This window comes from Streptomyces sp. BoleA5 (assembly GCF_000373665.1).
GTDB lineage: Bacteria > Actinomycetota > Actinomycetes > Streptomycetales > Streptomycetaceae > Actinacidiphila.
The window spans coordinates 130,705-152,707 of sequence record NZ_KB892101.1; the positions used below are offsets into that span (position 1 = coordinate 130,705).

General features: G+C 72.2%; 20 protein-coding genes. 12 read left to right on the top strand and 8 right to left on the bottom strand.

Annotated elements, in window-relative coordinates; translation table 11 throughout:
- Nucleotides 1-34: 34 nt before the first annotated feature.
- A complete protein-coding gene (locus B085_RS0116440; RefSeq protein ID WP_018559660.1) occupies nucleotides 35-772 on the top strand; it encodes a response regulator transcription factor in 738 nt (245 codons plus the stop codon).
- Nucleotides 772-2,223 (top strand): sensor histidine kinase, encoded by a 1,452-nt coding sequence (locus B085_RS0116445; protein WP_018559661.1) that lies wholly within the window; start codon nucleotides 772-774, stop codon nucleotides 2,221-2,223. The genes B085_RS0116440 and B085_RS0116445 overlap by 1 nt, the downstream gene beginning before the upstream one ends.
- A 13-nt stretch (nucleotides 2,224-2,236) precedes the next feature.
- Here B085_RS0116445 and B085_RS0116450 read toward each other — a convergent pair whose 3' ends face one another.
- The 4 genes from B085_RS0116450 to B085_RS0116465 form a co-directional block, all read right to left on the bottom strand.
- On the bottom strand, nucleotides 2,237-3,889 hold the full coding sequence (locus B085_RS0116450) for an RICIN domain-containing protein (protein ID WP_026251097.1): 1,653 nt from the start codon (nucleotides 3,887-3,889) through the stop codon (nucleotides 2,237-2,239).
- A gap of 172 nt (nucleotides 3,890-4,061) precedes the next feature.
- On the bottom strand, nucleotides 4,062-5,246 hold the full coding sequence (locus B085_RS0116455) for a glutathionylspermidine synthase family protein (RefSeq protein ID WP_018559663.1): 1,185 nt from the start codon (nucleotides 5,244-5,246) through the stop codon (nucleotides 4,062-4,064).
- Nucleotides 5,246-5,542: a hypothetical protein gene (locus B085_RS0116460; RefSeq protein ID WP_051102074.1), complete on the bottom strand. Its 297-nt coding sequence runs from the start codon at nucleotides 5,540-5,542 to the stop codon at nucleotides 5,246-5,248. Before B085_RS0116460 ends, B085_RS0116455 begins: the two co-directional genes overlap by 1 nt.
- A gap of 178 nt (nucleotides 5,543-5,720) precedes the next feature.
- Nucleotides 5,721-7,520: a bifunctional metallophosphatase/5'-nucleotidase gene (locus tag B085_RS0116465; protein ID WP_026251098.1), complete on the bottom strand. Its 1,800-nt coding sequence runs from the start codon at nucleotides 7,518-7,520 to the stop codon at nucleotides 5,721-5,723.
- 186 nt (nucleotides 7,521-7,706) lie between these two features.
- On the opposite strand from B085_RS0116465, the gene B085_RS42670 reads away from it, so the two are divergent.
- The 9 genes from B085_RS42670 to pstB all read left to right on the top strand — a co-directional run bounded on the left by B085_RS42670 (nucleotide 7,707) and on the right by pstB (nucleotide 18,474).
- A complete protein-coding gene (locus B085_RS42670; RefSeq protein WP_158689754.1) occupies nucleotides 7,707-8,936 on the top strand; it encodes an MFS transporter in 1,230 nt (409 codons plus the stop codon).
- Nucleotides 8,933-9,877 carry a mycothiol synthase gene (mshD, locus tag B085_RS0116475; RefSeq protein ID WP_026251099.1) on the top strand — a complete coding sequence of 315 codons (945 nt, stop codon included), beginning with the start codon at nucleotides 8,933-8,935 and terminating at the stop codon, nucleotides 9,875-9,877. The genes B085_RS42670 and mshD overlap by 4 nt, the downstream gene beginning before the upstream one ends.
- A gap of 286 nt (nucleotides 9,878-10,163) precedes the next feature.
- Nucleotides 10,164-12,476, top strand: a complete 2,313-nt coding sequence (locus B085_RS0116480; protein WP_018559668.1) for an RNA degradosome polyphosphate kinase — start codon at nucleotides 10,164-10,166, stop codon at nucleotides 12,474-12,476.
- The gene (locus tag B085_RS48170) at nucleotides 12,439-13,644 is read left to right on the top strand and encodes a CHAD domain-containing protein (RefSeq protein ID WP_018559669.1); all 1,206 of its coding nucleotides are present in this window, start codon (nucleotides 12,439-12,441) and stop codon (nucleotides 13,642-13,644) included. Before B085_RS0116480 ends, B085_RS48170 begins: the two co-directional genes overlap by 38 nt.
- Nucleotides 13,645-13,756: 112 nt before the next feature.
- A complete protein-coding gene (locus B085_RS48175) occupies nucleotides 13,757-14,134 on the top strand; it encodes an NUDIX hydrolase (RefSeq protein ID WP_018559670.1) in 378 nt (125 codons plus the stop codon).
- 213 nt (nucleotides 14,135-14,347) lie between these two features.
- Nucleotides 14,348-15,493 carry a phosphate ABC transporter substrate-binding protein PstS gene (gene pstS, locus B085_RS0116495; protein ID WP_018559671.1) on the top strand — a complete coding sequence of 382 codons (1,146 nt, stop codon included), beginning with the start codon at nucleotides 14,348-14,350 and terminating at the stop codon, nucleotides 15,491-15,493.
- A 101-nt stretch (nucleotides 15,494-15,594) separates the two neighbouring features.
- Entirely contained in the window at nucleotides 15,595-16,584 is a 990-nt protein-coding gene (pstC, locus tag B085_RS0116500; protein ID WP_018559672.1) for a phosphate ABC transporter permease subunit PstC, read from the top strand.
- The gene (pstA, locus tag B085_RS0116505; protein WP_018559673.1) at nucleotides 16,581-17,654 is read left to right on the top strand and encodes a phosphate ABC transporter permease PstA; all 1,074 of its coding nucleotides are present in this window, start codon (nucleotides 16,581-16,583) and stop codon (nucleotides 17,652-17,654) included. The genes pstC and pstA overlap by 4 nt, the downstream gene beginning before the upstream one ends.
- 43 nt (nucleotides 17,655-17,697) lie before the next feature.
- Entirely contained in the window at nucleotides 17,698-18,474 is a 777-nt protein-coding gene (gene pstB, locus B085_RS0116510; protein ID WP_018559674.1) for a phosphate ABC transporter ATP-binding protein PstB, read from the top strand.
- Nucleotides 18,475-18,660: 186 nt separating this feature from the next.
- Here the strand turns inward: pstB and B085_RS0116515 are convergent, their stop codons facing one another.
- Both B085_RS0116515 and B085_RS0116520 read right to left on the bottom strand, forming a co-directional pair.
- Entirely contained in the window at nucleotides 18,661-19,659 is a 999-nt protein-coding gene (locus B085_RS0116515; RefSeq protein ID WP_018559675.1) for an inorganic phosphate transporter, read from the bottom strand.
- A 5-nt stretch (nucleotides 19,660-19,664) separates the two neighbouring features.
- Entirely contained in the window at nucleotides 19,665-20,285 is a 621-nt protein-coding gene (locus B085_RS0116520; protein ID WP_026251102.1) for a DUF47 domain-containing protein, read from the bottom strand.
- A gap of 195 nt (nucleotides 20,286-20,480) precedes the next feature.
- Between B085_RS0116520 and B085_RS0116525 the strand changes: the two genes are divergently transcribed.
- Nucleotides 20,481-20,867, top strand: a complete 387-nt coding sequence (locus B085_RS0116525) for a metal-sensitive transcriptional regulator (RefSeq protein WP_018559677.1) — start codon at nucleotides 20,481-20,483, stop codon at nucleotides 20,865-20,867.
- Here B085_RS0116525 and B085_RS0116530 read toward each other — a convergent pair.
- Nucleotides 20,864-21,070, bottom strand: a complete 207-nt coding sequence (locus B085_RS0116530) for a hypothetical protein (RefSeq protein WP_018559678.1) — start codon at nucleotides 21,068-21,070, stop codon at nucleotides 20,864-20,866. The two genes, B085_RS0116525 and B085_RS0116530, sit on opposite strands and share 4 nt — an antisense overlap.
- 71 nt (nucleotides 21,071-21,141) lie before the next feature.
- Nucleotides 21,142-21,996, bottom strand: a complete 855-nt coding sequence (locus B085_RS0116535) for a hypothetical protein (RefSeq protein ID WP_026251103.1) — start codon at nucleotides 21,994-21,996, stop codon at nucleotides 21,142-21,144.
- Nucleotides 21,997-22,003: the final 7 nt, after the last annotated feature.

Below are 22,003 nucleotides of genomic sequence, written 5' to 3' on the forward strand. Positions count from 1 at the left end.
CCGCCCCGACCCTCATCCCGCGAGGTGGAAGACCATGAGCCCCGGCGAGAACGACGAGGCCCCCGCCCGCATCCTGATCGTGGACGACGAGCCCGCGGTCCGCGAAGCACTCCGGCGCAGCCTCGCCTTCGAGGGATACCAGACCGAGCTGGCGGAGGACGGCCTGGCCGCCCTGGACCAGGTCGCCTCCTACCGGCCCGACGCGATCGTCCTCGACGTCCTCATGCCGCGCATGGACGGCCTCACCGCCGCCCGCAGGCTCCGGTCCGGCGGCACCACCACCCCGATCCTCATGCTCACCGCCCGCGACACGGTCGGCGACCGGGTCACCGGTCTCGACGCGGGCGCCGACGACTACCTCGTCAAGCCCTTCGAGCTGGACGAACTGCTGGCCCGGCTGCGGGCGCTGCTGCGACGCAGCGCGTACGCGGCGGTGCCGGGCGCCGACACCGCCGAGGAGAGCGCGCTGTCCTTCGCCGACCTGCGGATGGACACCTCGACCCGCGAGGTCACCCGAGCCGGCGTGCCGGTCGAGCTGACCCGCACCGAGTACACCCTGCTGGAGATGTTCCTCGCGCACCCGCGCCAGGTGCTCACCCGCGAGCAGATCCTCAAGGCGGTCTGGGGCTTCGACTTCGAGCCGAGCTCCAACTCCCTGGACGTGTACGTGATGTACCTGCGGCGCAAGACCGAGGCCGGCGGCATGCCCCGGCTGGTCCACACCGTGCGAGGCGTCGGCTACGTGCTGCGCTCCGCGGAGGGCAAGGGCTGATGCCGCGCATCCCGCGCTTCCGTTCCCTGCCACTGCGCTCCCGGCTGGCGATCCTCACCGCGGCCGCCGTGGCGGTCGCCGTGGCCGGGTGCGCGCTGGCCTGTTGGTTCATCGTGCGAGCTCAGCTGAACCAGCGTCTGGACGACTCGCTGCACGACGCCTCGACCGGAGGGGGACACGCGGCCACGGAGGTGCTGCGGCTGCGCGGCTGCCTGAGCGAGCCGGACAGCAACACCGACGACTGGCGGGTCGTCGCCAATCCGTACCGCGCGTCCATGCAGCTCGTCACCGTCAACGGCACGTCGTGCTGGGTGCTCGGCGACCAGACGCTCCCGGTGACCAAGGCCGATCTGGCCGTCCTGCGGCGGGAGAGCCCGAAGTCGCTGCAGACCGTGACCGCGGCCGACGGCACCGAGATGCGGGTCCTGACGCAGCAGGCCACCATCACGTCCCGCGACCAGAAGGTGCCGGTCGCCATCTCCACCGCGCTGCCGCTCAGCGAGGTGACCGGCCCGCTGAACACCCTCGCCCTGGTCCTCCTGGCGGTCAGCGGCATAGGGGTGCTCGGCGCGAGCGCGGCCGGCCTCGGGGTGGCCCGCGCGGGCCTGAAGCCGGTCGACCGGCTCACCGACACCGTGGAGCACGTCGCGCGCACCGAGGACCTGAGCGTCCGCATCCCGGTCGAGGGCCGCGACGAGATCGCCCGGCTGTCGGCCTCCTTCAACTCCATGACGGCCGCGCTGTCCTCCTCCCGCGAGCTGCAGCAGCAGCTGATCGCGGACGCCGGTCACGAGCTGCGCACCCCGCTCACCTCCCTGCGCACCAACATCGAGCTGCTGGAACGCAGCGAGCTGACCGGCCGGGAGCTGCCCCCCGAGGACCGCCGGGAGCTGATGCTGTCGGTGAAGGCGCAGATGGGCGAACTGGCGGCGCTGATCGGCGATCTGCAGGAGCTGTCCCGCCCGGACGTGGCGCACGGCGGCGCGCCCTCGCAGACCGTGGCGTTCCACGAGGTCGTGGAGGCCGCGCTGGAGCGGGCCCGGCGGCGCACCGGCCCCGATCTGAAGATCACCGCCGAGCTGGCGCCCTGGTACCTGCGGGCCGAGCCGTCCGCCCTGGAACGGGCGGTGATCAACCTCCTGGACAACGCCGTGAAGTTCAGCCCGCCGGCCGGCACGGTCGAGGTGGACCTGCACGACGGCGAGCTGACGGTCAGGGACCACGGCCCCGGCATCCCGCCCGAGGACCTGCCGCACGTCTTCGAGCGCTTCTGGCGTTCGGCCTCCGCCCGCAGTCTGCCCGGCTCGGGCCTCGGCCTGTCGATCGTGGCCCGTACGGTGCAGCAGCTCGGCGGCACCGTCGCGGTGCACCCCGCGCAGGGCGGCGGCACGGTGGCGGTCGTCCGGCTGCCCGGGGCGCGGACCCCGCCGCCCGAGGCACCGGGGGCTTGACCGGGCCCGACGGCTACCCGGCGTGCCAGCGCTGCGCGTCGCCGGTGCCGGTGGGGGCGAAGGAGAGGGTGGAGCCGGGGGCGGTGCCGTCCGGCTGCATCGCCGTGCCGGGGTCGATCCGGGGGCGGACCCGGCCCAGGGAGTCGACCAGGAACCGCAGGTTCGCCGCGTTACTGCCCTCGACCGACGAGCAGGCCCAGATGCCCAGGCCGCGGTCGGTGTCGCCGCGCGAGTCCAGGCAGAAGGAGGAGTCCGCGCCGTTGACCAGCAGGCCGCGGGAGTCCACCCGCCACTGCTGGGAGGCGGAGCCGGAGTCGCAGCCGGCGACGATGACGTCGTCGCCCTTGTCGAACTCCTCGTCCCGTACGTCCAGGCAGAGGCCCGACGCGTCGTTGACGACCTGGGCCCAGTCGCCGCCCGGCACCCTGCGCGGCGGGTCGGCGCCGGGTGTGCGCGTCGGCCGCGCGGGTGAGCGGGTCGCCGACGCGCTCGCGGTGGCGGAGGCGGAGGGCGTACGCGAGGGACCCCCGCGGGTCGCGGTGGGGCTCGGGGTGACGGTCTGCGTGGCGGTCGCGGTGACCGTGACGGAGTCCGCCGGCGGCCGGGGCAGCGCTCCGTCGTTGCCGGTCGGGGCGGGGTCGTCGCCCGTCGCGTACACCAGACCGGTGGCCGCGAGGCCGGCGACGGTGACGAGCAGCAGGGAGACCAGGGGCGAGGGGTAGCGGGTGCGCAGGCTCAGCAGCCGCTCCAGCGGGCCGGGCCGCCGGCGCCGGCGGGACATGGCGGGCGCCGCGGGCGGGGCGGGTGCGGCGGCGGGCAGCGCGGGGGCGGAGCGGGCCGCCAGGTAGGCGGGCCCGGCCCAGCCGAGCAGTGCCGCGGCGAGCAGCGGCCGGGGGTCGTGTTCGAGGGCGATCAGCGTCTCCAGCGCGCCGGAACAGCCCTGGCAGTGCGCGAGATGCCGGTCCACGTCCTCGTTCTGCCGGGCGTCGTCGCGCCGGGCGGCGGCGTCCAGGAGCCTGCCGAAGCCCTTGCACCGGGGGTCCTCGCTGCGGTCCAGGTACGTCCGCAGGTAGGCCTCGCGCAGCGCGTCCCGGGCCCTGGCGGTCAGGTCCGCGACCTCCGTGGGCCGGTCGCCCGTCCAGCGGGCGACGTCGGGGGCGTTCTCCCGCTCGACGACCGCGTGCCACAGCAGGCCCTGGGTGTGCTGCGGCAGGACGGCGAAGGCTCCGGACAGCGCGGAGCGTTCGGCCAGATGGAGCCGCGGATGGACGGGCAGCCCCGGGAGGCCGGGAAGGCGCCGCTCGGCGCCGCGGATGTCGTCGATGAAGGCGGCGTAGTCGTCACCGAGCCGCTCGCGACGGGTGCCGGCCGCCCACACGGCGGCGGCCTGGTGGACGAGCATCAGCAGCCGGTGCCGCCACGGGCCGCGGGGGTCGATGCCCCGGTGCACCTCCTGCCAGGCCAGCGCGAAGGCCTGCGCGGCGAGTTGGTCGGCGGCGGCCCGGTCGCGGGCGCACAGCCGTGCGTAGCAGGCGACCGCGGGCAGATGGCGGCGGCGCAGTTCCTCGGTCGCCGGGTAGGCGGTCGGTGCGCCGGCCCGTACCCGCTCGGTCAGAGCGGCGTCGGACAACTGGTCGTCAACGGGCGCTTGGTGGGCTTTGGACACAGCGGACCACCCGGACACATCGATGGGTCTGGAGGGACAGGGCTGCCCATGGTGAAGCACAAGTTACCGCCGCGGAAAGTGTTTCCGCTGGTAACTCCCCTTCGACCCACGGGGTAAGCGCCTTCCTCGCACACGCTGCGGCCGGCGGGTCACCCTGAGCCGCCGTTCCCGCTCAGCGAATGACGTGCGGCAGGAAGCGCGCGTAGGTGTCGGTGACCAGGCCCGCCGACTCGCGGATGCCGAGCCCGGCCGCCTCGTCCGCCACGACCCACGCGCCGAGCACCACGTGGTTGCCGTCGAACACGGGCAGCGGGGCCAGTTCCTGGTAGCAGCAGGACTCGTCGGCGCGTGCCTCCGCGGCCTGCCCCGCACGGTGCACGGTGACGCCGGCGCCCTCGCGGCCGAGCAGCGGCTTGGCGACCCAGCCGGTGGTCCGGGCGAGTTCGCGGGGGCCGTCGAGGTGGGCGGCGAGAAGGTTGGGGTGGCCCGGGTAGAGCTCCCACAGGACGGCCAGGAGCGCCTTGTTGGAGAGCAGCATCTTCCAGGCGGGCTCGATCCAGCAGGTGGTGCCGGTGCCGCCGCCGTTGTCGAGGGTGTCCAGGACATGGCCGCCGAAGGGGTCGCCGGCCAGCCACTCCCAGGGGTAGAGCTTGAAGCAGCTGCGGATGAAGCGCAGCCGGTCGTCGACGAAACGGCCGGAGAGCTCGTCCCAGCCGATCGCCTCCACGGACAGGGCGTGCGTGTCGAGCCCGGCCTGTTCCGCGGTCTCCCGCAGGTAGGCCACCGTCATCAGGTCCTCGCCGAGCTCGTCGGTCTCGGTGTGAGCGAAGTGCACCGGGCCGGGCGGCAGCAGCGGGGCCTGGCGCCGCCACGCGTCGACGAGGCGTTCGTGCAGGGAGTTCCACTGGTCGGCGCCGGGGAAGCGGTCCTCCATCCAGAACCACTGGGCGCTGGCCGCCTCCACCAGCGAGGTGGGGGTGTCGGCGTTGTACTCCAGCAGCTTCGCCGGGCCGGTCCCGTCGTAGCGCAGGTCGAAGCGCCCGTAGAGGGAGGGGAGTTCCGCCCGCCGCCGCCAGGACTCGGCGATCCGGGCGGCCAGGCGCGGATCGTCGACGCCGAGTTCGGCGAAGCGGTCCTCGGCCACGATGTGCTCCGCGGCGGCGAGGCACATCGCGTGCAGCTCCCCGACGGTCTCCTCCAGGGCCTCGACCTCCGGGAGCGAGAACTCGTAGTACCCGCTCTCGTCCCAGTACGGCCGCAGGGAGCCGTCGGGGTAGCGGGTCAGCGGGTAGACGACGCCCTGCTCCTCCACGATCCGCTGCCAGCCGGGGCGCGGCTCGACGGCGTGCCGGCGCATCAGCCGCCGCCGGACCCGTGGCCCGACCCGTGGCCGCCGAAGCCCCCGGTCTTCACCGACGACTTGTCGAAGCTGCCGCCCTTGGCCTTCCCGTTGCGGACGCTGCCGCCGTAGTAGTAGCGGCCCTGGCCGCTGCCGTCGTCGCACTTCTCGGGCGGGAGGGTGCGGTAGGTGTCGGGGTCCACGCAGCGCTTGTCGGGTTCGGAGCCGCACGCGGCCAGCGCGGCGGCGAGCACGCCCATGCCGCCGAGGATCACCGTGCCGGACCTGAACCGCCGTCGCCCCGTAGTCGTCATGTCCACAGCGTAGGGAGCGCGGGCGGGCGTTGCGAGGGCGGGGTGACGGGGCGGTGACGGGGCGGAGACCGGGCGGGGGACGGGGCGGGCCGCCGCGAACGACGGGGGCGGCCGTCGGTGTCGACGGCCGCCCCCGGTGCGGTGCCCGGTCGCGGGACCCGCCCGCTCCCGCCGCGTACTACTGGACGATCGTGATGCGGTTCGCCGCCGGGGCCGCCAGCGGCGCGGAGGCCGAGGAGTTGGCGGTCAGGTAGGCGTTGAGCGCGGCCAGGTCGTCGCCGCCGACGAGCTCGCCGGTGCCCTTGGCCAGCTCGCCGAAGCCGTCACCGCCGCCGGAGAGGAAGGAGTTCATCGCGACGCGGTAGCTCCCGGCCGGGTCGATCGGGGCGCCGTTCAGGCGGATCGAGTCGGTCACGACGCGGGCGGCGCCGGACTTGGTGAGGTCCAGCGTCCAGGTCAGGCCGGCCGAGATCTGGAGGATCTTCGGGGCGGCCTCGTTGCTGCCGCTGACCTGCTGCTGGAGCGCGGTGACCAGCTGCGCTCCGGTCAGCGTCCGCAGGTTGACCGTGTTGCTGAACGGCTGGACCGCGAAGCCCTCGCCGTAGGTGACGACGCCGTCGCCCTCGCTGCCGGAGGCCTTGTGCACCAGGTCGGTGCGGATGCCGCCGGGGTTCATCAGCGCGATCGAGGCCGAGGGGTCGAGGGTCTTGGCGTACGCGAGCTGCGCGTCGGCGATGAGGTCGCCGAGGGCGGACTCGCTGCCGGCCCGGGTGATGTCCTGGGAGATGTAGCCGACGGTGCGGCCGGCGACCGGGGCGGCCAGCGTCTGCCAGCGGCTGATCAGCGAGGTCATGTCCGCGGCCTTGTTCTGGGTGCGGTCCACGACGTGGTTGGAGCCCCGGACCGAGGCGCGCACGATGTCGTGCGTGCGCGTGTCGTACTTCATGTCCAGCTCGGTGAAGAGCCGGCCGAAGGACGCCGCGCTGGTGACCAGGCGGTCATTGCCCTTGGGGTCGGGGATGGTGCAGACGTACGCGTTGTGGGTGTGGCCGGTCACCAGCGCGTCGACGTCGGCCGAGGTGTGCTTGGCGATGTCGACGATCGGGCCGGACAGACCGGTGCCCGAGCCGCCGGCGTCGCAGTCGTAGTTGTACGCGGAGGAGGCGGGGAAGCCGCCCTCGTGCACGAGCGCTACGACGGCGTTGACGCCCTTGCGCTTGAGCTCCTTGGTGTACTTGTTGATCGTCTCGACCTCGTCGAGGAACTTCAGTCCCTTGACGCCCTCGGCGGTGACGATGTTCGGGGTGCCCTCGAGCGTGACGCCGATGAAGCCGACCCGGACGCCCTTGACGTTCTCGATGGTGTAGGGCTTGAGCAGCGGGCGGCCGGTCTTCTCGTTGACGACGTTCGCCGAGAGGATCGGGTAGTCGGCGCCCTCGAACTCGCGGCCCTTCTCGTAGCAGCCCTCGACCGGGTGGCAGCCGCCGTTCTGCAGACGGAGCAGCTCGTCCTTGCCCTCGTCGAACTCGTGGTTGCCGACGCCGGTGACGTCCAGGCCCAGCTTGTTCATGGCCTCGACGGTGGGCTCGTCGTGGAACAGGCCTGACAGCAGCGGGCTGGCGCCCACGATGTCGCCGGCGGCCACGGTCAGCGAACGCTCCTGGCCCTGGCGGGCGGTGCGCAGGCTGGAGGCCAGGTACTCGACGCCGCCGGCGTCGATCGTCTTGGTGGTGCCGTCCGCCTGGAGCTCGGTGACGCGGCCGGAGGAACCGGCCGGGGGCTCCAGGTTGCCGTGGAAGTCGTTGACGGCGAGCAGCTGGAGGTCGACGGTACGGCTGCCGTGGCCGTGACCCCCGGGGTGGGTCTCGTGGGCCTGGGCGGTCGGGCTCGCTATGACGAGCGCACCGACCGCGGCCAGACCGGCGGTCGCGGCGGCGACGCGGCGGGCTCCGCGGCGACGCGGGTGGGTCACTGACATGGGTCCCCTTGGACGTGGGCGATGGATGAGAGGCGGAGGACTGCCGCAGCCTATTGTCAACGCGCGTAGTTGTCAGTGGCTTTGCGGTTACGGGCAGGTTTCGACTGATCGGTGCATGCCGAGCCGCCATGGACTTCGTCTCGAATGACGGAATGATCTGTCTCGCCATTCAAACGGGCGGCATAGTTGGATCCACCACCCACCGAGGAGGTGCACGCCATGCGCCGCCGCTGGCTGATGCTCGCCCTGGGCACCGGGGCACAGACCGCCGCCTGCGCCTTCGTCTACGGAGTCCCCTATCTGGCCGCCGCGTTGCGGGACACGGCGCACCTGACCCTGCCGCAGATCGGCCTCCTCATCGCCTGCCCCACCGCGGGGCTGGTCGCCGCCCTCGTCGCCTGGGGCGCGGCCGCGGACCGGTACGGCGAACGCGTCGTCATCGCCGCCGGGCTGGGCGGCGCCGCCGCGCTGCTCGCCGTCGCGGCCGGCCCGGTGGGCGCGGGAGGCGGGACGACGGCGCTGGGCGCGCTGCTCGCCCTTGCCGGGGCCGCGGGTGCCTCGGTGTACTCCGCGAGCGGACGCCTCGTCATGGGCTGGTTCTCCGCGGGCGAGCGGGGGCTGGCCATGGGCATCCGGCAGACCGCCACCCCGCTCGGCATGGGCGTGGCCGCGCTGACCATGCCCCCGCTCGCGGCCGCGTACGGGGTGCGCGGCGCCTTCTGCTTCCTGGCCGCGGTGTGCGGGGTCGTCGCCTGTCTGGTCGCGCTGTTCGCCGCCGACCCGGCACGCCCGCAGGCAGCTCCCGGGGCGGCCCCGGCGGCCAACCCCTACCGGGGTTCGGCCACCTTGTGGCGGATCCACGGCGCGGGCGCGCTGCTGGTCGTACCGCAGTTCACGGCGGGCGCCTTCGCCCTGGTGCTGCTGGTGGACACCCGGGGCTGGTCGGCGGTCGGCGCCGGCCGGCTGATCGCCCTCGCGCAGGTGCTGGGGGCCTGCTTCCGGATCGCCGCGGGGCTCTGGTCGGACCGGGTCGGCAGCCGGCTGCGGCCGATGCGCCAACTGGCCGTCGCCACCGCCGTGGTGGTCGCCGCGGCGGCCACGACCGCGGCCTTCCCCTCCCCCCTGACCGCGGCCGCCCTCGTCCTGTCCGTCGGGGTCACCGCCAGCACCAACGGCCTGTCGTTCACCGCCACGGCCGAGCGCGCCGGCCCGTCCTGGTCCGGACGCGCCCTCGGCGTCCACAACACCGGCCAGAACCTGACCGCCGCGGTCGTCCCGCCCCTGAGCGCCGCCCTCATCTCGGCCACCGGCTACTGGCCCGCCCTCGCCACCGCGGCGTTCGTGGCCTGCGGTGCGGCGGCACTGGTGCCGATGGACACCTCCCGCACCCCGGCGGTCGTAAGCTCGGTCCCATGACCGACGCAGCAGCACAGCAGACCGCCGTGGGCCCCCGCCGGATCGAGACCCTCGACGAGCTGGACTCCGGCCGGGCCGACGCGGTCCTCGCCCTGATCGGGGCGGCCGCGGAGGTCGACGGCCAGGCCGCGGTCTCCGAGCAGGGCCGGCTGAACCTGCGCGGCGGCGCCCGTGACGGCGTACGGCACCTGCTGGTCGAGAGCGACGGCGTGCTCGTCGGGTACGCCCAACTGGAGGACACCGACCCGGTCGAGGCCCCCGCCGCCGAGATGGTCATCCATCCCGCGCACCGCGCGCAGGGCCACGGCCGCGCCCTCGGCCACGCCCTGCTCGCCGCCTCCGGCAAGCGGCTGCGGGTGTGGGCGCACGGCGGCCACCCCGCCGCCCGCCACCTGGCCGGGCTGCTCGGCCTCGCCCTCTTCCGCGAGCTTCGGCAGCTGCGCCGCCCGCTGGAGGAGGGGGCCGGCGCCCCGCCGCTGGGCGAGCCCGTGCTCCCCGCCGACGTCACCGTGCGCGCCTTCGTCCCCGGTCAGGACGACGCAGCCTGGCTGGCGGTGAACGCCGCCGCCTTCGCGCACCACCCCGAGCAGGGCAGCCTCACCCAGCGCGACCTGGACGACCGCAAGGCCGAGCCGTGGTTCGACCCGGCCGGCTTCTTCCTCGCCTTCCGCGGCGACCGGCTGGCGGGCTTCCACTGGACGAAGGTGCACGAGCGCGAGCGCCTCGGCGAGGTCTACGTACTGGGCATCCACCCCGACGAGCAGGGCGGCGGCCTGGGCCGGGCCCTCACCCTGATCGGCCTGCGACACCTCGGGCACGACCGCAGCCTGCCCACCGCGATGCTCTACGTCGACGCGGACAACGCCCCCGCCCTCGCCGTCTACGAGCGTCTCGGCTTCACCACGCACGAGGTCGACCTGATGTACCGGACGGAGACCTGAGCCCCACGCGGACGGGCGGTACGGCCCCCGGAGGGGGCATCGGGGGGACCGCCCGGACACGGCCGGTACGTACGGCGATTTCCTGACCGCCACCTGCCCGTTACCGGCGATTCAAACTCGCTTGCGAGCATCTGTGAATGCAGTCGCCCGCCGCGCCCCACCTCCCCCCGTTCGACCTGCCGGTATCCCGGCGCGCCGGGGACAATGGGGGCATGGTCGGCGGCCGGGTTCCGCACGCCGCCGTCCACGTGATCGACGTGCCGGATCCGGAGGAGGGCTCGCACCCATGGCCTCGATGAATTTCCCGACGAACGCCCGGACCGAACGGTCCGGCTCCGGTGATCCGGCCGAGTCCGGGACCGAGGCCGAGGCCGAGCAGTCACCGGCCTACGGCCGCCCGCACGTCGTCCCGCCCCTGCACCCCGAACTCAAGCGCCTGGACGGGCTCTCGACGGTGCCGCGCCCCGCGGAGCAGACGGGCGATGCACATCCGGCCGACGCCGCCGAGGACGAGGCCGGGGACGAGGAAGAGCTCCCGCTGAACCGCTTCCTCGACCGCGAGCAGAGCTGGCTGGCCTTCAACGAGCGCGTGCTGGAACTCGCCGAGGACACGGCCACCCCGCTCCTCGAACGGGCCAACTTCCTCGCGATCTTCGCCAGCAACCTGGACGAGTTCTTCATGGTCCGCGTCGCCGGCCTGAAGCGCCGCATCACCACCGGCGTCGCCCAGCGCTCGGCCTCCGGCCTGCCGCCCACCAAGGTGCTGGAGAACATCCTCAGCCGCGCCCGCGAGCTCATGGCCCGGCACGCCGCCTGCTTCCAGAACGACGTGGCCCCGGCGCTCGCCGAGGAGGACATCCACATCATCCGGTGGAACGACCTCACCGAGAAGGAGCAGGCCCGGCTCTTCACCCTCTTCCGGAACAAGATCTTCCCGGTCCTGACCCCGCTGGCCGTCGACCCGGCGCACCCGTTCCCGTACATCTCCGGACTGTCCCTGAACCTGGCCGTCACCGTGCGCAACCCGGTCTCCGGGCACGAGCACTTCGCCCGGGTGAAGGTCCCGCCGATCCTGTCCCGGTTCCTCGAGGCCGGCCCGCAGCGCTTCGTCCCGCTGGAGGACGTCATCGCCGCGCATCTGGAGGAGCTCTTCCCCGGCATGGAGGTGCTGGACAGCCACATGTTCCGGGTGACCCGGAACGAGGACCTGGAGGTGGAGGAGGACGACACGGAGAACCTGCTCCAGGCCCTGGAGAAGGAGCTGCTGCGGCGCCGCTTCGGCCCCCCGGTCCGCCTGGAGGTCGAGGAGTCGATCGCCCCGCAGGCCCTGGACACCCTGGCCCAGGAACTGAACATAGAGGACGCCGAGGTCTACCCGCTCCCCGGGCCGCTCGACCTGACCGGGCTGTTCGCGATCGCCGGGCAGGACCGTCCGGAGCTGAAGTACCCGAAGTTCGTCGGCGGCACCCATCCGGACCTGGCCGAGGTCGAGTCCGCGCACGCCACCGACGTCTTCGCGGCGCTGCGCGAGCGCGACGTGCTGCTGCACCACCCGTACAACTCCTTCTCCACCTCCGTGCAGCGGTTCCTGGAGCAGGCCGCGCAGGACCCGGACGTCCTGGCCATCAAGCAGACCCTGTACCGCACCTCCGGCGACTCGCCGATCGTGGACGCGCTGATCGACGCCGCCGAGGCCGGCAAGCAGGTGCTGGTGCTGGTCGAGATCAAGGCGCGCTTCGACGAGCAGGCCAACATCAAGTGGGCCCGCAAGCTGGAGGAGGCGGGCTGCCACGTCGTCTACGGCCTGGTCGGGCTGAAGACGCACTGCAAGCTGTCGCTGGTGGTCCGCCAGGAGGGCGACACCCTGCGCCGCTACAGCCACGTCGGCACCGGCAACTACCACCCGAAGACCGCCCGGCTCTACGAGGACCTCGGGCTGCTGACCGCCGACCCGCAGGTCGGCGCCGACCTGTCCCACCTGTTCAACCGGCTCTCCGGCTACTCGCGCCGCGAGACCTACAACCGGCTGCTGGTGGCCCCGCGCAGCCTGCGCGACGGGCTGGTCCAGCGGATCCTCGCGGAGATCGCCCACCACCGCGAGGGCCGGCCCGCGTACATCCGGATCAAGGCCAACTCGATGGTCGACGAGGCGGTCATCGACGCGCTGTACCGGGCCTCGATGGCCGGCGTGCCCGTCGACGTCTGGGTGCGCGGCATCTGCGCGCTGCGCCCGGGCGTGCCGGGCCTGTCGGAGAACATCCGGGTGCGCAGCGTGCTCGGCCGCTTCCTGGAGCACTCCCGGGTCTTCGTCTTCGGCAACGGAGGCGACGCCGAGGTGTGGTTCGGCAGCGCCGACATGATGCACCGCAACCTCGACCGCCGGATCGAGGCACTGGTCCGGGTCGCCGATCCGGCGCACCGGGCCACCCTGAACCGGTTCCTGGAGACCGGGACCTCGGACTCCACCTCGTCCTGGTGGCTCGGCCCGGACGGGGACTGGATCCGGCACAGCACCGACGCCGAAGGGCGTCCGCTGCCCCACATCCAGGAGATGCTCATCGATGCGCGGAGGCGCCGGCGTGGCCCAGCGACACCCTGACACGGCGGCGACGCCCGCCGGTCCGACGACCGGCGGGCTCCCCGACCGTGAGGCCGGTGCGGTCCTCGGACAGTACCTGCGGGAGGAGGCCACGGCCTTTCTCCGCGCACTGGCACCACGCGAGGGCGAGCCCGGCCGGCCCCAGGACGACACGGCGGAGACCGGCCGCCAGATGCGCCGCTCGGCCCGCCGCATCGCCGGCACCCTGCACACCTTCGGGTCGCTCACCGACCCCGGCTGGGCCGACCCCCTGCGGGGCGAGCTCGGCTGGCTCACCGACACCCTGGGCCGCGAGCACCGCTACGCCGCCCGGCTCGGCCGGCTGATCGGCGCACTGCAGCGGCTGGCCTCCGCCGAGGACACCGCCGGCGTCCCCGCCGCCCCCCTCCCCGCCGACGACGACCTCGGCCTGTGGCTGCCGGTGCCCGCCGCACCGGACCCGGCCGCACCCCCCGCCTCGCTCCCGGAACCGGTGGCCGCGGCGGCCCACGCCGCGGGGAGCCGTCGCTCCCCCGCCCCGCCGCAGGCCGGCGAACGCGGCGGCGCGGGCGGCGGCCCGCTCGCCGTGGGCGCCGCCCGGGCCGGGGCCCTGCTGGAGCGTCAGCTCACCCTCGCCCGGACCCGGGCGCACTCCGCCGCCCTGCAGGCCATGGGCTCCTCGCGCTTCCACGCGGTGGTCGACGCGGTGGCGGTGCTCGCCTCCGAGGTGCCGCTGTCCCCGGCCGCGCGCAAGCCCGCAGCCACCGTGCTGCCGCTGCTCGCGGAGCAGGCCCACGCCCGGCTCACCGAGGCCGCGGCCGCGCTGCCGCTGACGCGCGCACGGCACCCGTACAACGGCGAGACGCTCCATGCCGCGCTCACGGGCGAACTGCCCGCCGAGCGCCAGGACGCCGCGTGGAACCGGGTCCGCGTCCTGCTGCGGCTGCGCCGCTACACCCAGGAGGTCCTCGCGTACGACGACGGGGAGTCCGCCGCCCGGCTGGCCGCCGCGGCGCGGGTGCTGGAGCAGCACCGGGAGGCCGCGGAGGCCGCGGCCGCGGTCACCGCCGCCGCCCGCACCCCGCGGATCGCCCCCGCCACCGCCTACGCTCTGGGCGTGCTCCACGCCGACCAGCGCCTGGAGGCCGAGGCGGCCCGGTACGCCTTCGCCCACCTCTGGACGCGCTGACCCGTCCGGCCCGTACGCGCGGGCGGCCCGACCCGCGACCCGCAGCCCGGAAAGGAGCCCCGCCATCGCCTCCACCGGCACCGCCGACAACCCGATCCTCGCCGCCGGAGCGGTGCTGTGGCGCCGCTCCCCGGTCGACGGCGGCCTCGAGATCGCGGTGATCCACCGCCCCAAGTACGACGACTGGTCGCTCCCCAAGGGCAAGTTGAAACGCGGGGAGAGCGCACTGGACGGCGCGCTCCGCGAGGTCAAGGAGGAGACCGGCCTCGACTGCGTGCCCGGCCGGGTGCTGCCCTCCTCCACGTACGTCGTCGAGGGGCGTACGAAGATCGTGCGCTACTGGGCCGCCGAGGCGCGCGAGGGCTCCTTCACCCCGAACCGCGAGGTCGACCGCTTGATCTGGCTGCCGCCGACCGCCGCGCGCAACCGGCTCACCCATGAGCGGGACCGTGCCGTACTCGACGCGTTCCTCCGCGGAACGCGCCCCTGACGCTGGCACGCTGAGACGTACGCCACTCGGTGTGGGCTGCAGCACCGCACTGATATGCGAGGTTCACCTTGCGTTCACCCTCGGCCGTCGACCACTTCACCTGATCTGCCTAATTTCGGCCTTACCGGTGAGCGAGCAGCCGCCGGGTGGATGCAGAAATCCATACCTCTGCTTCGCCGTCCACCGGCGGGCTTCAGGAAGGAATCACCAAAGGTGAAGCTTCAGCTTCAGCGTAAGAGCGGGCTCCGCGCGCTGGCCGTCGGCGCGGTCGCGGTTTCCGGTGCCCTCATGCTCACCGCGTGCGGTTCGGACGACAACACGAACGCGGGCGGCGACAGCAGCAAGGCCCCCACCTCGTCCAGCAGCATCAAGTGCGCGGACAAGGGCGGCCAGCTCCTGGCGTCGGGCTCCTCGGCGCAGCAGAACGCCATGGACGCCTGGGTCAAGAACTACCAGCAGGCCTGCTCCGGCGCCCAGATCAACTACAAGGCGTCGTCCTCGGGTGAGGGCATCATCGACTTCAACAACGGCACGGACGGCTTCGCCGGCTCCGACTCGCCGCTGAAGCCCGAAGAGGTCGAGGCGTCCAAGAAGATCTGCACCAACGGCACCGGCATCAGCATCCCGATGGTCGGCGGCCCCATCGCCGTCGGTTACAACCTGGCCGGCGTGGACAACCTGGTCCTGGACGCCCCGACCCTGGCGAAGATCTTCGACTCGAAGATCACCAAGTGGGACGACGCGGCGATCAAGAAGCTGAACCCGGACGCCAAGCTCCCCAGCACCAAGATCCAGTCCTTCCACCGCCAGGACGAGTCCGGCACCACGGACAACCTCACCAAGTACTTCAACGGTGCGGCCAAGGACGCGTGGCCGTACGAGCACGCCAAGGCGTGGGCCGGCAAGGGCGGCCAGTCCGCCGCCAAGTCCGCCGGTGTCGCGGCCCAGGTCAAGCAGGTCAACGGCTCGATCGGTTACTTCGAGCTCTCCTACGCGACCGCCAACAGCATCAAGACGGTGAAGATCGACACCGGCGCCTCCGCCCCGGTCGAGGCCACCGCCGACAACGCCTCCGCCGGCATCGCGCAGGCCAAGATCGTGGGTACCGGTGCCGACCTGTCTCTGGACATGTCCGCCGCGTACACCACCAAGGCCGACAACGCCTACCCGATCGTCCTGGTGACCTACGAGATCGCCTGCGACAAGGGCAACAAGGCCGAGACCCTGCCGCTGGTCAAGTCCTTCCTGGGCTACACCGCCTCCGAGGAGGGCCAGTCGATCCTGTCCGAGGCCGGCTACGCGCCGCTCCCGGCCGAGATCGCCACGAAGGTCCGCTCCGCCGTGGACGCCCTGTCCTGACCCAGTCGGCCGGCCCCGCGACACGCGTCGCGGGGCCGGTCGCACTTCCGGTGCACCGCCGCCGGGGGAGCGATCCCCCACCCAGACCGGAGAAAAAACCGATGGCTATAACTGCACAGAACCCCACTCCGCCAACGGAGTCGAAGCGCGCCGGGGGGAGCGTCACCCGCCCCGGCGACAAGATCTTCTCGGGCCTCTCCCGTGGTTCCGGCATCCTGCTGCTGGTCGTCATGGCCTCGATCGCGGTCTTCCTGACGATCCGCGCGATCAACGCGATCTCCAAGGACCACGGAAACTTCCTGACCACCTTCGAGTGGAACGCCAACGCCAACCCGCCGGTCTTCGGCATCGCGGTGCTGGCCTACGGCACGATCGTCAGCTCGATCATCGCGATGGTCATCGCGGTCCCGATCGCGGTCGGCATCGCGCTGTTCATCTCGCACTACGCGCCGCGCCGCGTGGCCTCCCCGCTCTCGTACATCGTCGACCTGCTCGCCGCCGTGCCCAGCATCATCTACGGCCTGTGGGGCGCGCTGTTCCTGGTCCCGCACCTGACCGGCCTGAACATGTGGCTGGACGAGTACCTCGGCTGGACCGTCGTCTTCGAGAAGGAGGACCCGCAGGGCGCGGCCCGCTCGATCTTCACCGTCGGCGTCCTGCTGGCGATCATGATCCTCCCGATCATCACCAACGTCAGCCGTGAGGTCTTCCGGCAGGTGCCGCGCATGCACGAGGAGGCCGCCCTGGCCCTCGGCGCGACCCGCTGGGAGACCATCCGCATGTCGGTGCTCCCCTTCGCCCGGTCCGGCATCATCAGCGCCTCGATGCTCGGCCTCGGCCGCGCGCTCGGCGAGACGATGGCTGTCGCCACGGTGCTGTCCGCCGCGCCCATCCTGTCGGTGCACGTCCTGGACCCGGTCGGCGGGACCTTCTCCCAGAACATCGTCGCCAAGTTCGGCGAGGCCAACGAGTTCGGCCGTGACGCGCTGATCGCCTCCGGTCTGGTGCTCTTCGTCATCACCCTGCTCGTCAACGGCGCCGCCCGCGCGATCATCGCCAAGCGCAAGGAATACTCGGGGGCCAACGCATGAGCCACGCAGTCGCAGACAAGCGCTCCGCGCCCGTGGTGCCGCAGCGGGCCCTGGCCCAGCGCCGGCTCCCGAAGTGGGCTCCCGCGGGCATGGCGGCCGGCGCGATAGCGCTCGCCGTCGGCATCGGGCTCGGTGCCGGCCTGGACAGCAAGCTCCAGTGGGGCCTGATCGCCGTCCTGCTGTTCGTGCTCGGCACCTACGCGATCGCCACGGCGGTCGAGGGCCGCCGCCAGGCCAAGGACCGGGTCGCCACCAGCGTCGTCTGGGCCTCCTTCGTCCTCGCCGCGCTCCCCCTCTACTCGCTGATCCAGACCACGGTCAGCAAGGGCGTCAAGATCCTCGACGGGGCCTTCCTGTCGCACTCCATGAACGGCGTGCTGACCATCGGCGAGGGCGGCGGTGTCTACCACGCCATCATCGGCACCCTGGAGCAGGTCGGCATCGCCACCGCCATCGCGGCCCCGATCGGCATGCTGACCGCCGTCTACCTGGTCGAGTACGGCAAGGGCCGGCTCGCCCTGGCGGTGACCTTCTTCGTCGACGTCATGACGGGCATCCCGTCGATCGTCGCCGGTCTGTTCATCCTGTCGACCTGGAACCTGCTGCTGGGCTTCGGCCCCTCGGGCTTCGCCGGCGCCATGGCCCTGGCCATCCTGATGATGCCGGTCGTCGTCCGCTCCACCGAGGAGATGCTCAAGCTCGTCCCGAACGAGCTGCGCGAGGCCTCGCTGGCGCTCGGCATCCCCAAGTGGCGCACCATCGTGAAGGTGGTCATCCCGACCGCGATCGGCGGCATCACCACGGGCGTCATGCTCGCGGTCGCCCGCATCGCCGGCGAGAGCGCCCCCATCGCGCTGTTGGTCTTCGGCAACAACCTGATCAACAACGACCCGTTCAACGGCCCTCAGGCCTCGCTGCCGTTCTACATCTACCAGCAGTACCAGAACGGCAACGACGCGAGCTACGACCGGGCGTGGGCGGCGGCACTCGTGCTGATCGCCTTCGTCATGATCCTCAACCTGCTGGCGCGCGGCATCGCGCGCTGGAAGGCCCCGAAGACCGGTCGCTGACGCGGCCAACATCAGCGACCCAAGGATTGCGAGCATCACCACCATGGCCAAGCGAATCGACGTCAGCGGACTCTCCGCGTACTACGGCGGCTTCAGGGCGATCGACGACATCTCGATGAACATCGAGCCGCGCACGGTGACGGCCTTCATCGGCCCGTCCGGCTGCGGCAAGTCCACCTTCCTGCGCACCCTCAACCGCATGCACGAGGTCACGCCCGGCGGCCGCGTCGAGGGCAAGGTGCTCCTGGACGACGAGAACCTCTACGGCCCCGGCGTGGACCCGGTCTCCGTGCGCCGCACGGTCGGCATGGTCTTCCAGCGCCCCAACCCGTTCCCGACGATGTCGGTCTACGACAACGTCGCGGCCGGCCTGAAGCTCAACGGCGTCAAGAAGAAGAGCGACCTCGACACGATCGTCGAGAAGTCGCTGCGCGGCGCCAACCTCTGGAACGAGGTCAAGGACCGCCTGGGCAAGCCCGGCTCGGGCCTGTCCGGCGGTCAGCAGCAGCGTCTGTGCATCGCCCGCGCCATCGCGGTCGAGCCCCAGGTCCTGCTGATGGACGAGCCCTGCTCCGCGCTCGACCCGATCTCCACCCTCGCCATCGAGGACCTGATCGGTGAGCTCAAGGAGCGCTTCACCATCGTCATCGTGACCCACAACATGCAGCAGGCCGCGCGCGTCTCCGACCGCACCGCCTTCTTCAACCTCTCGGCGGTCGGCCAGCCCGGCAAGCTCATCGAGATCGACGACACGGAGCGGATCTTCTCCAACCCGTCCGTCCAGGCGACCGAGGACTACATCTCCGGCCGCTTCGGCTGACAGGTTCCGCAGCCGCCCCCCAGCCGTCCTGCGGTGCTGCATGGCGGTGCCACCGCAAGGCGAAGGCCCGTCCCCCTTTCCGGGGGGCGGGCCCATTTGCGTCCCGGCCGGGGAAAGGCCGGAGGCGGCGGCCGGTGCCCGGCCGCCGCCTCCTCCTCGTGTCTGTCCCGCCGGGCCGTGGGCGGCTCAGCCGAAGGCCACGTGCACCACGGCGTATACCAGCGCCGCCACCAGCGCCGCGGCCGGCATCGTGATGAACCAGCCGATCACGATGTTCTTGGCGACGCCCCAGCGGACCGCGTTGACCCGCTTCGTGGCGCCCACGCCCATGATCGCCGAGGTGATGATGTGGGTCGTGGAGATCGGCGCCTTGAAGATGTAGGCGGTCGTGTAGAGGATCGACGCCGCCGTGGTCTCCGCGGCGAAGCCCTGGGGCGGGTCCAGCTCGATGATCTTGCGGCCGAGGGTGCGCATGATGCGCCAGCCGCCCGCGTACGTGCCGAGCGAGAGCATCGCGGCGCAGGCGAACTTCACCCACAGCGGGATGCCGTCGCCCTCCCCCTGCACGTCGGCGATGGTCAGCGCCAGCACCACGACGCCCATCGTCTTCTGCGCGTCCTGCAGGCCGTGGCCGAGCGCCATACCGGCCGCCGAGACGGTCTGCGCGATGCGGAAGCCGCGCTTGGCCTTGTGCGGGTTGGCCCTGCGGAAGATCCACAGGATGGCCAGCATCACCAGGTAGCCGACGACCAGGCCGACGACCGGCGACAGGAACATCGGCAGGATGATCTTTTCGACCACCCCGGACCAGATGACCCCGGTGCCGCCGGCCAGCGCCGCCCCGACCAGCCCGCCGAACAGCGCGTGGCTGCTGGAGGAGGGCAGGCCGTAGTACCAGGTGATGAGGTTCCAGACGATCGCCCCGACCAGCCCGGCGAAGAGGATCGCCATGCCGGTCTGCCCGTGCGGCGTCTCGATCAGGCCCTCGCTGACGGTGTGGGCGATCCCGGTGCCGAGGAAGGCGCCGGCGAGGTTCATCACCGCGGCCATCGCCAGCGCCGCCCGCGGGGTCAGCGCCCGGGTGGACACGGAGGTGGCGATGGCGTTCGCGGAGTCGTGGAAGCCGTTGGTGTACGTGAAGAAGAGCGCGACGCCGATGGTCACGACCAGAGAGAAGGTCTCCACCGGGGTCAGGACTCCTTGACCGCGATGGTCTCCACGGTGTTGGCCACGTGCTCGAAGGCGTCCGCCGCCTCCTCCAGGACGTCCACGATCTGCTTCAGCTTGAGCACCTCGATGGCGTCGTACTTGCCGTTGAAGAGGTGGGCCAGCAGCTTGCGGTGGATCTGGTCCGCCTGGTTCTCCAGCCGGTTGACCTCGATCCAGTACTCGGTGAGGTTGTCCATGGTGCGCAGGTGCGGCATGGCCTCGGCGGTCAGCTCGGCCGCCCGCGCCAGCACCTCGATCTGCTGTTCGACCCCGCGGGGCAGTTCCTCGACCTGGTACAGCACGACCAGGTCGACGGCCTCCTCCATGAAGTCCATGATGTCGTCGAGGGACGACGCCAGGGAGTAGATGTCCTCACGGTCGAAGGGCGTGATGAAGGAGGAGTTCAGCTGGTGGAAGATCGCGTGCGTGGCATCGTCCCCCGCGTGCTCCGCGGCACGCATCCTTTCGGCGATCTCCGAGCGGGTGGCCGAATCGGCCCCGAGCAGTTCCATGAGGAGCTTCGACCCTGTGACGATGTTGTCCGCGGATGCGGCGAACATGTCGTAGAAGCTCGTCTCCCTGGGGGTCAGACGAAAGCGCACGTGAAGTCCTCGGAATACATCGGTTTCGGTCGCACTGATGCTAGGCGCATCATCCGGCCACAACTAACCGGCGTCCTACAGTGTCGCTCATCGCCGCGGGTGCGCCCCAGCAGGGGTTCTCCGCGCACCCTCGCACATTGGGGCGAATTCGGTACGATATACCCTGCCGGGGTATAGGGGGCAGGAGGGACATTCATGACGGTCACCGAGACCGGCGGCGCCGAGGGGCAGACGCAGTCGCCCACGGACGACGCCGGGCACGCCGACACCGCGGGGGACACCCACGGGCACGGGGCGCACCAGCACGGCTACGCCAAACAGAAGGACCAGCACCTCAAGCGGCTGCGCCGCATCGAGGGGCAGATCCGCGGTCTGCAGCGCATGGTCGAGCAGGACGTGTACTGCATCGACATCCTCACCCAGGTGTCGGCCGGCACGAAGGCCCTGCAGTCCTTCGCTCTGCAGTTGCTGGAGGAGCACCTGCGGCACTGCGTCGCGGACGCCGCGGCCAAGGGCGGCCCCGAGGCCGACGACAAGGTGGCCGAGGCCACCGCAGCCATAGCCCGGCTGCTGCGGAGCTAGCGACCGGCCCCTGCCGACCGCCGGGTCCCCTGCGCGGGCACGCGGGGGCTCACGTTCAGCACCTCGTCGATGCGCTCGGAACTCAGCCGTTCCTCGGTCGTCGCCGACGCCGCGATCATCAGCTCGCAGCACAGCTCGATCTCCGCGAGGGCCACGTGGACCTGGTCGTCCTGGTCCAGGAGCCACACCGCCACGTGCACCACCTCCTCCCCGCCCAGCGTAGGGACCGGTGCACGGTCCGTGCATGACACGGACGGACCATTTCGGCAAGCCCTCAGGGGCCGGTCGCAGAAACGATCTTCCCCGTGTAGATGTCGGTCGCGCGGGGCAGGGTGACCCGCACCGGCGCCCCGAAACCATACATGCCGGTCGTCGAGACCACCGTGACCTGCGCCGGCGCGCTCCGTACGCCGGCGCCGCCCCCGTTGCTGAAGGTGAAGCGCTGCCGCACCTTGCGCAGCCGGCCCTCCTCGTCGAGCCAGGCGTCGAACGGCACCCGGGTCACGGTGAAGCCCTCCGCCGCGGCCGCGAGCTCCGCCCGTACCAGCGGGGAGGCGACCCGCGCGGCGTCCGCGATGTCAGTGACCCCCTGGTAGTGGCGCACCCGCACCCCCTCCAGGGTCTGCGTCCCGGTCTGCCGCACCTCCCGCGCCGCCCGCAGCAGCTCCGCGGCGACCAGGGGATCGGTCGCGCCGCCCGTGACGAGGTTGCCGTCCGGCAGCCGGGTCGTGTCGACCCGCACCCACTTGTCGGCGGGCACGCCCTCGCCGCGGTTCTTCATGTAGAGGGCACCGGGCGTCAGCAGCTCCGTGACCGGCTCGTGCTCCGCGTCCCCGGCCGCGTCCGGCGGCAGGACGACCCGCAGCCTGCCGCGCCGCTCGGCGTAGTCGAAGGTTCCGCCGCCCCTGATGGCGATCTTCGTGCCACCGCTGGCCATCTCCATCGACGTGGCCACCCTCGAGCTGCCCTCGGCGACCAGCAAGTCCACCGCCCGCCGCAGGGTCTCCCCGGCGCCCACCGGGAGGTTGTCCACCTCGGCGGCCCCGCCGCTCGCCGAACACCCCGCCACCGCCAGTACGCACACCCCGAGACCCACGACTGCCGCAGTCGCCCGGCCGAGCTGCCCCATCTCCGCC

Coding starts and splice junctions, on each gene's coding strand:
- B085_RS0116445 (WP_018559661.1), top strand. CDS start 772: ATGCCGCGCATCCCGCGCTTCCGTTCCCTGCCACTGCGCTCCCGGCTG.
- B085_RS0116460 (WP_051102074.1), bottom strand. CDS start 5,542: ATGACGACTACGGGGCGACGGCGGTTCAGGTCCGGCACGGTGATCCTC.
- B085_RS0116535 (WP_026251103.1), bottom strand. CDS start 21,996: ATGGGGCAGCTCGGCCGGGCGACTGCGGCAGTCGTGGGTCTCGGGGTG.
- B085_RS0116480 (WP_018559668.1), top strand. CDS start 10,164: ATGGCCTCGATGAATTTCCCGACGAACGCCCGGACCGAACGGTCCGGC.
- B085_RS0116440 (WP_018559660.1), top strand. CDS start 35: ATGAGCCCCGGCGAGAACGACGAGGCCCCCGCCCGCATCCTGATCGTG.
- pstA (WP_018559673.1), top strand. CDS start 16,581: ATGAGCCACGCAGTCGCAGACAAGCGCTCCGCGCCCGTGGTGCCGCAG.
- B085_RS0116455 (WP_018559663.1), bottom strand. CDS start 5,246: ATGCGCCGGCACGCCGTCGAGCCGCGCCCCGGCTGGCAGCGGATCGTG.
- mshD (WP_026251099.1), top strand. CDS start 8,933: ATGACCGACGCAGCAGCACAGCAGACCGCCGTGGGCCCCCGCCGGATC.
- pstB (WP_018559674.1), top strand. CDS start 17,698: ATGGCCAAGCGAATCGACGTCAGCGGACTCTCCGCGTACTACGGCGGC.
- B085_RS0116465 (WP_026251098.1), bottom strand. CDS start 7,520: ATGTCAGTGACCCACCCGCGTCGCCGCGGAGCCCGCCGCGTCGCCGCC.
- pstC (WP_018559672.1), top strand. CDS start 15,595: ATGGCTATAACTGCACAGAACCCCACTCCGCCAACGGAGTCGAAGCGC.
- B085_RS0116525 (WP_018559677.1), top strand. CDS start 20,481: ATGACGGTCACCGAGACCGGCGGCGCCGAGGGGCAGACGCAGTCGCCC.
- B085_RS48170 (WP_018559669.1), top strand. CDS start 12,439: ATGCGCGGAGGCGCCGGCGTGGCCCAGCGACACCCTGACACGGCGGCG.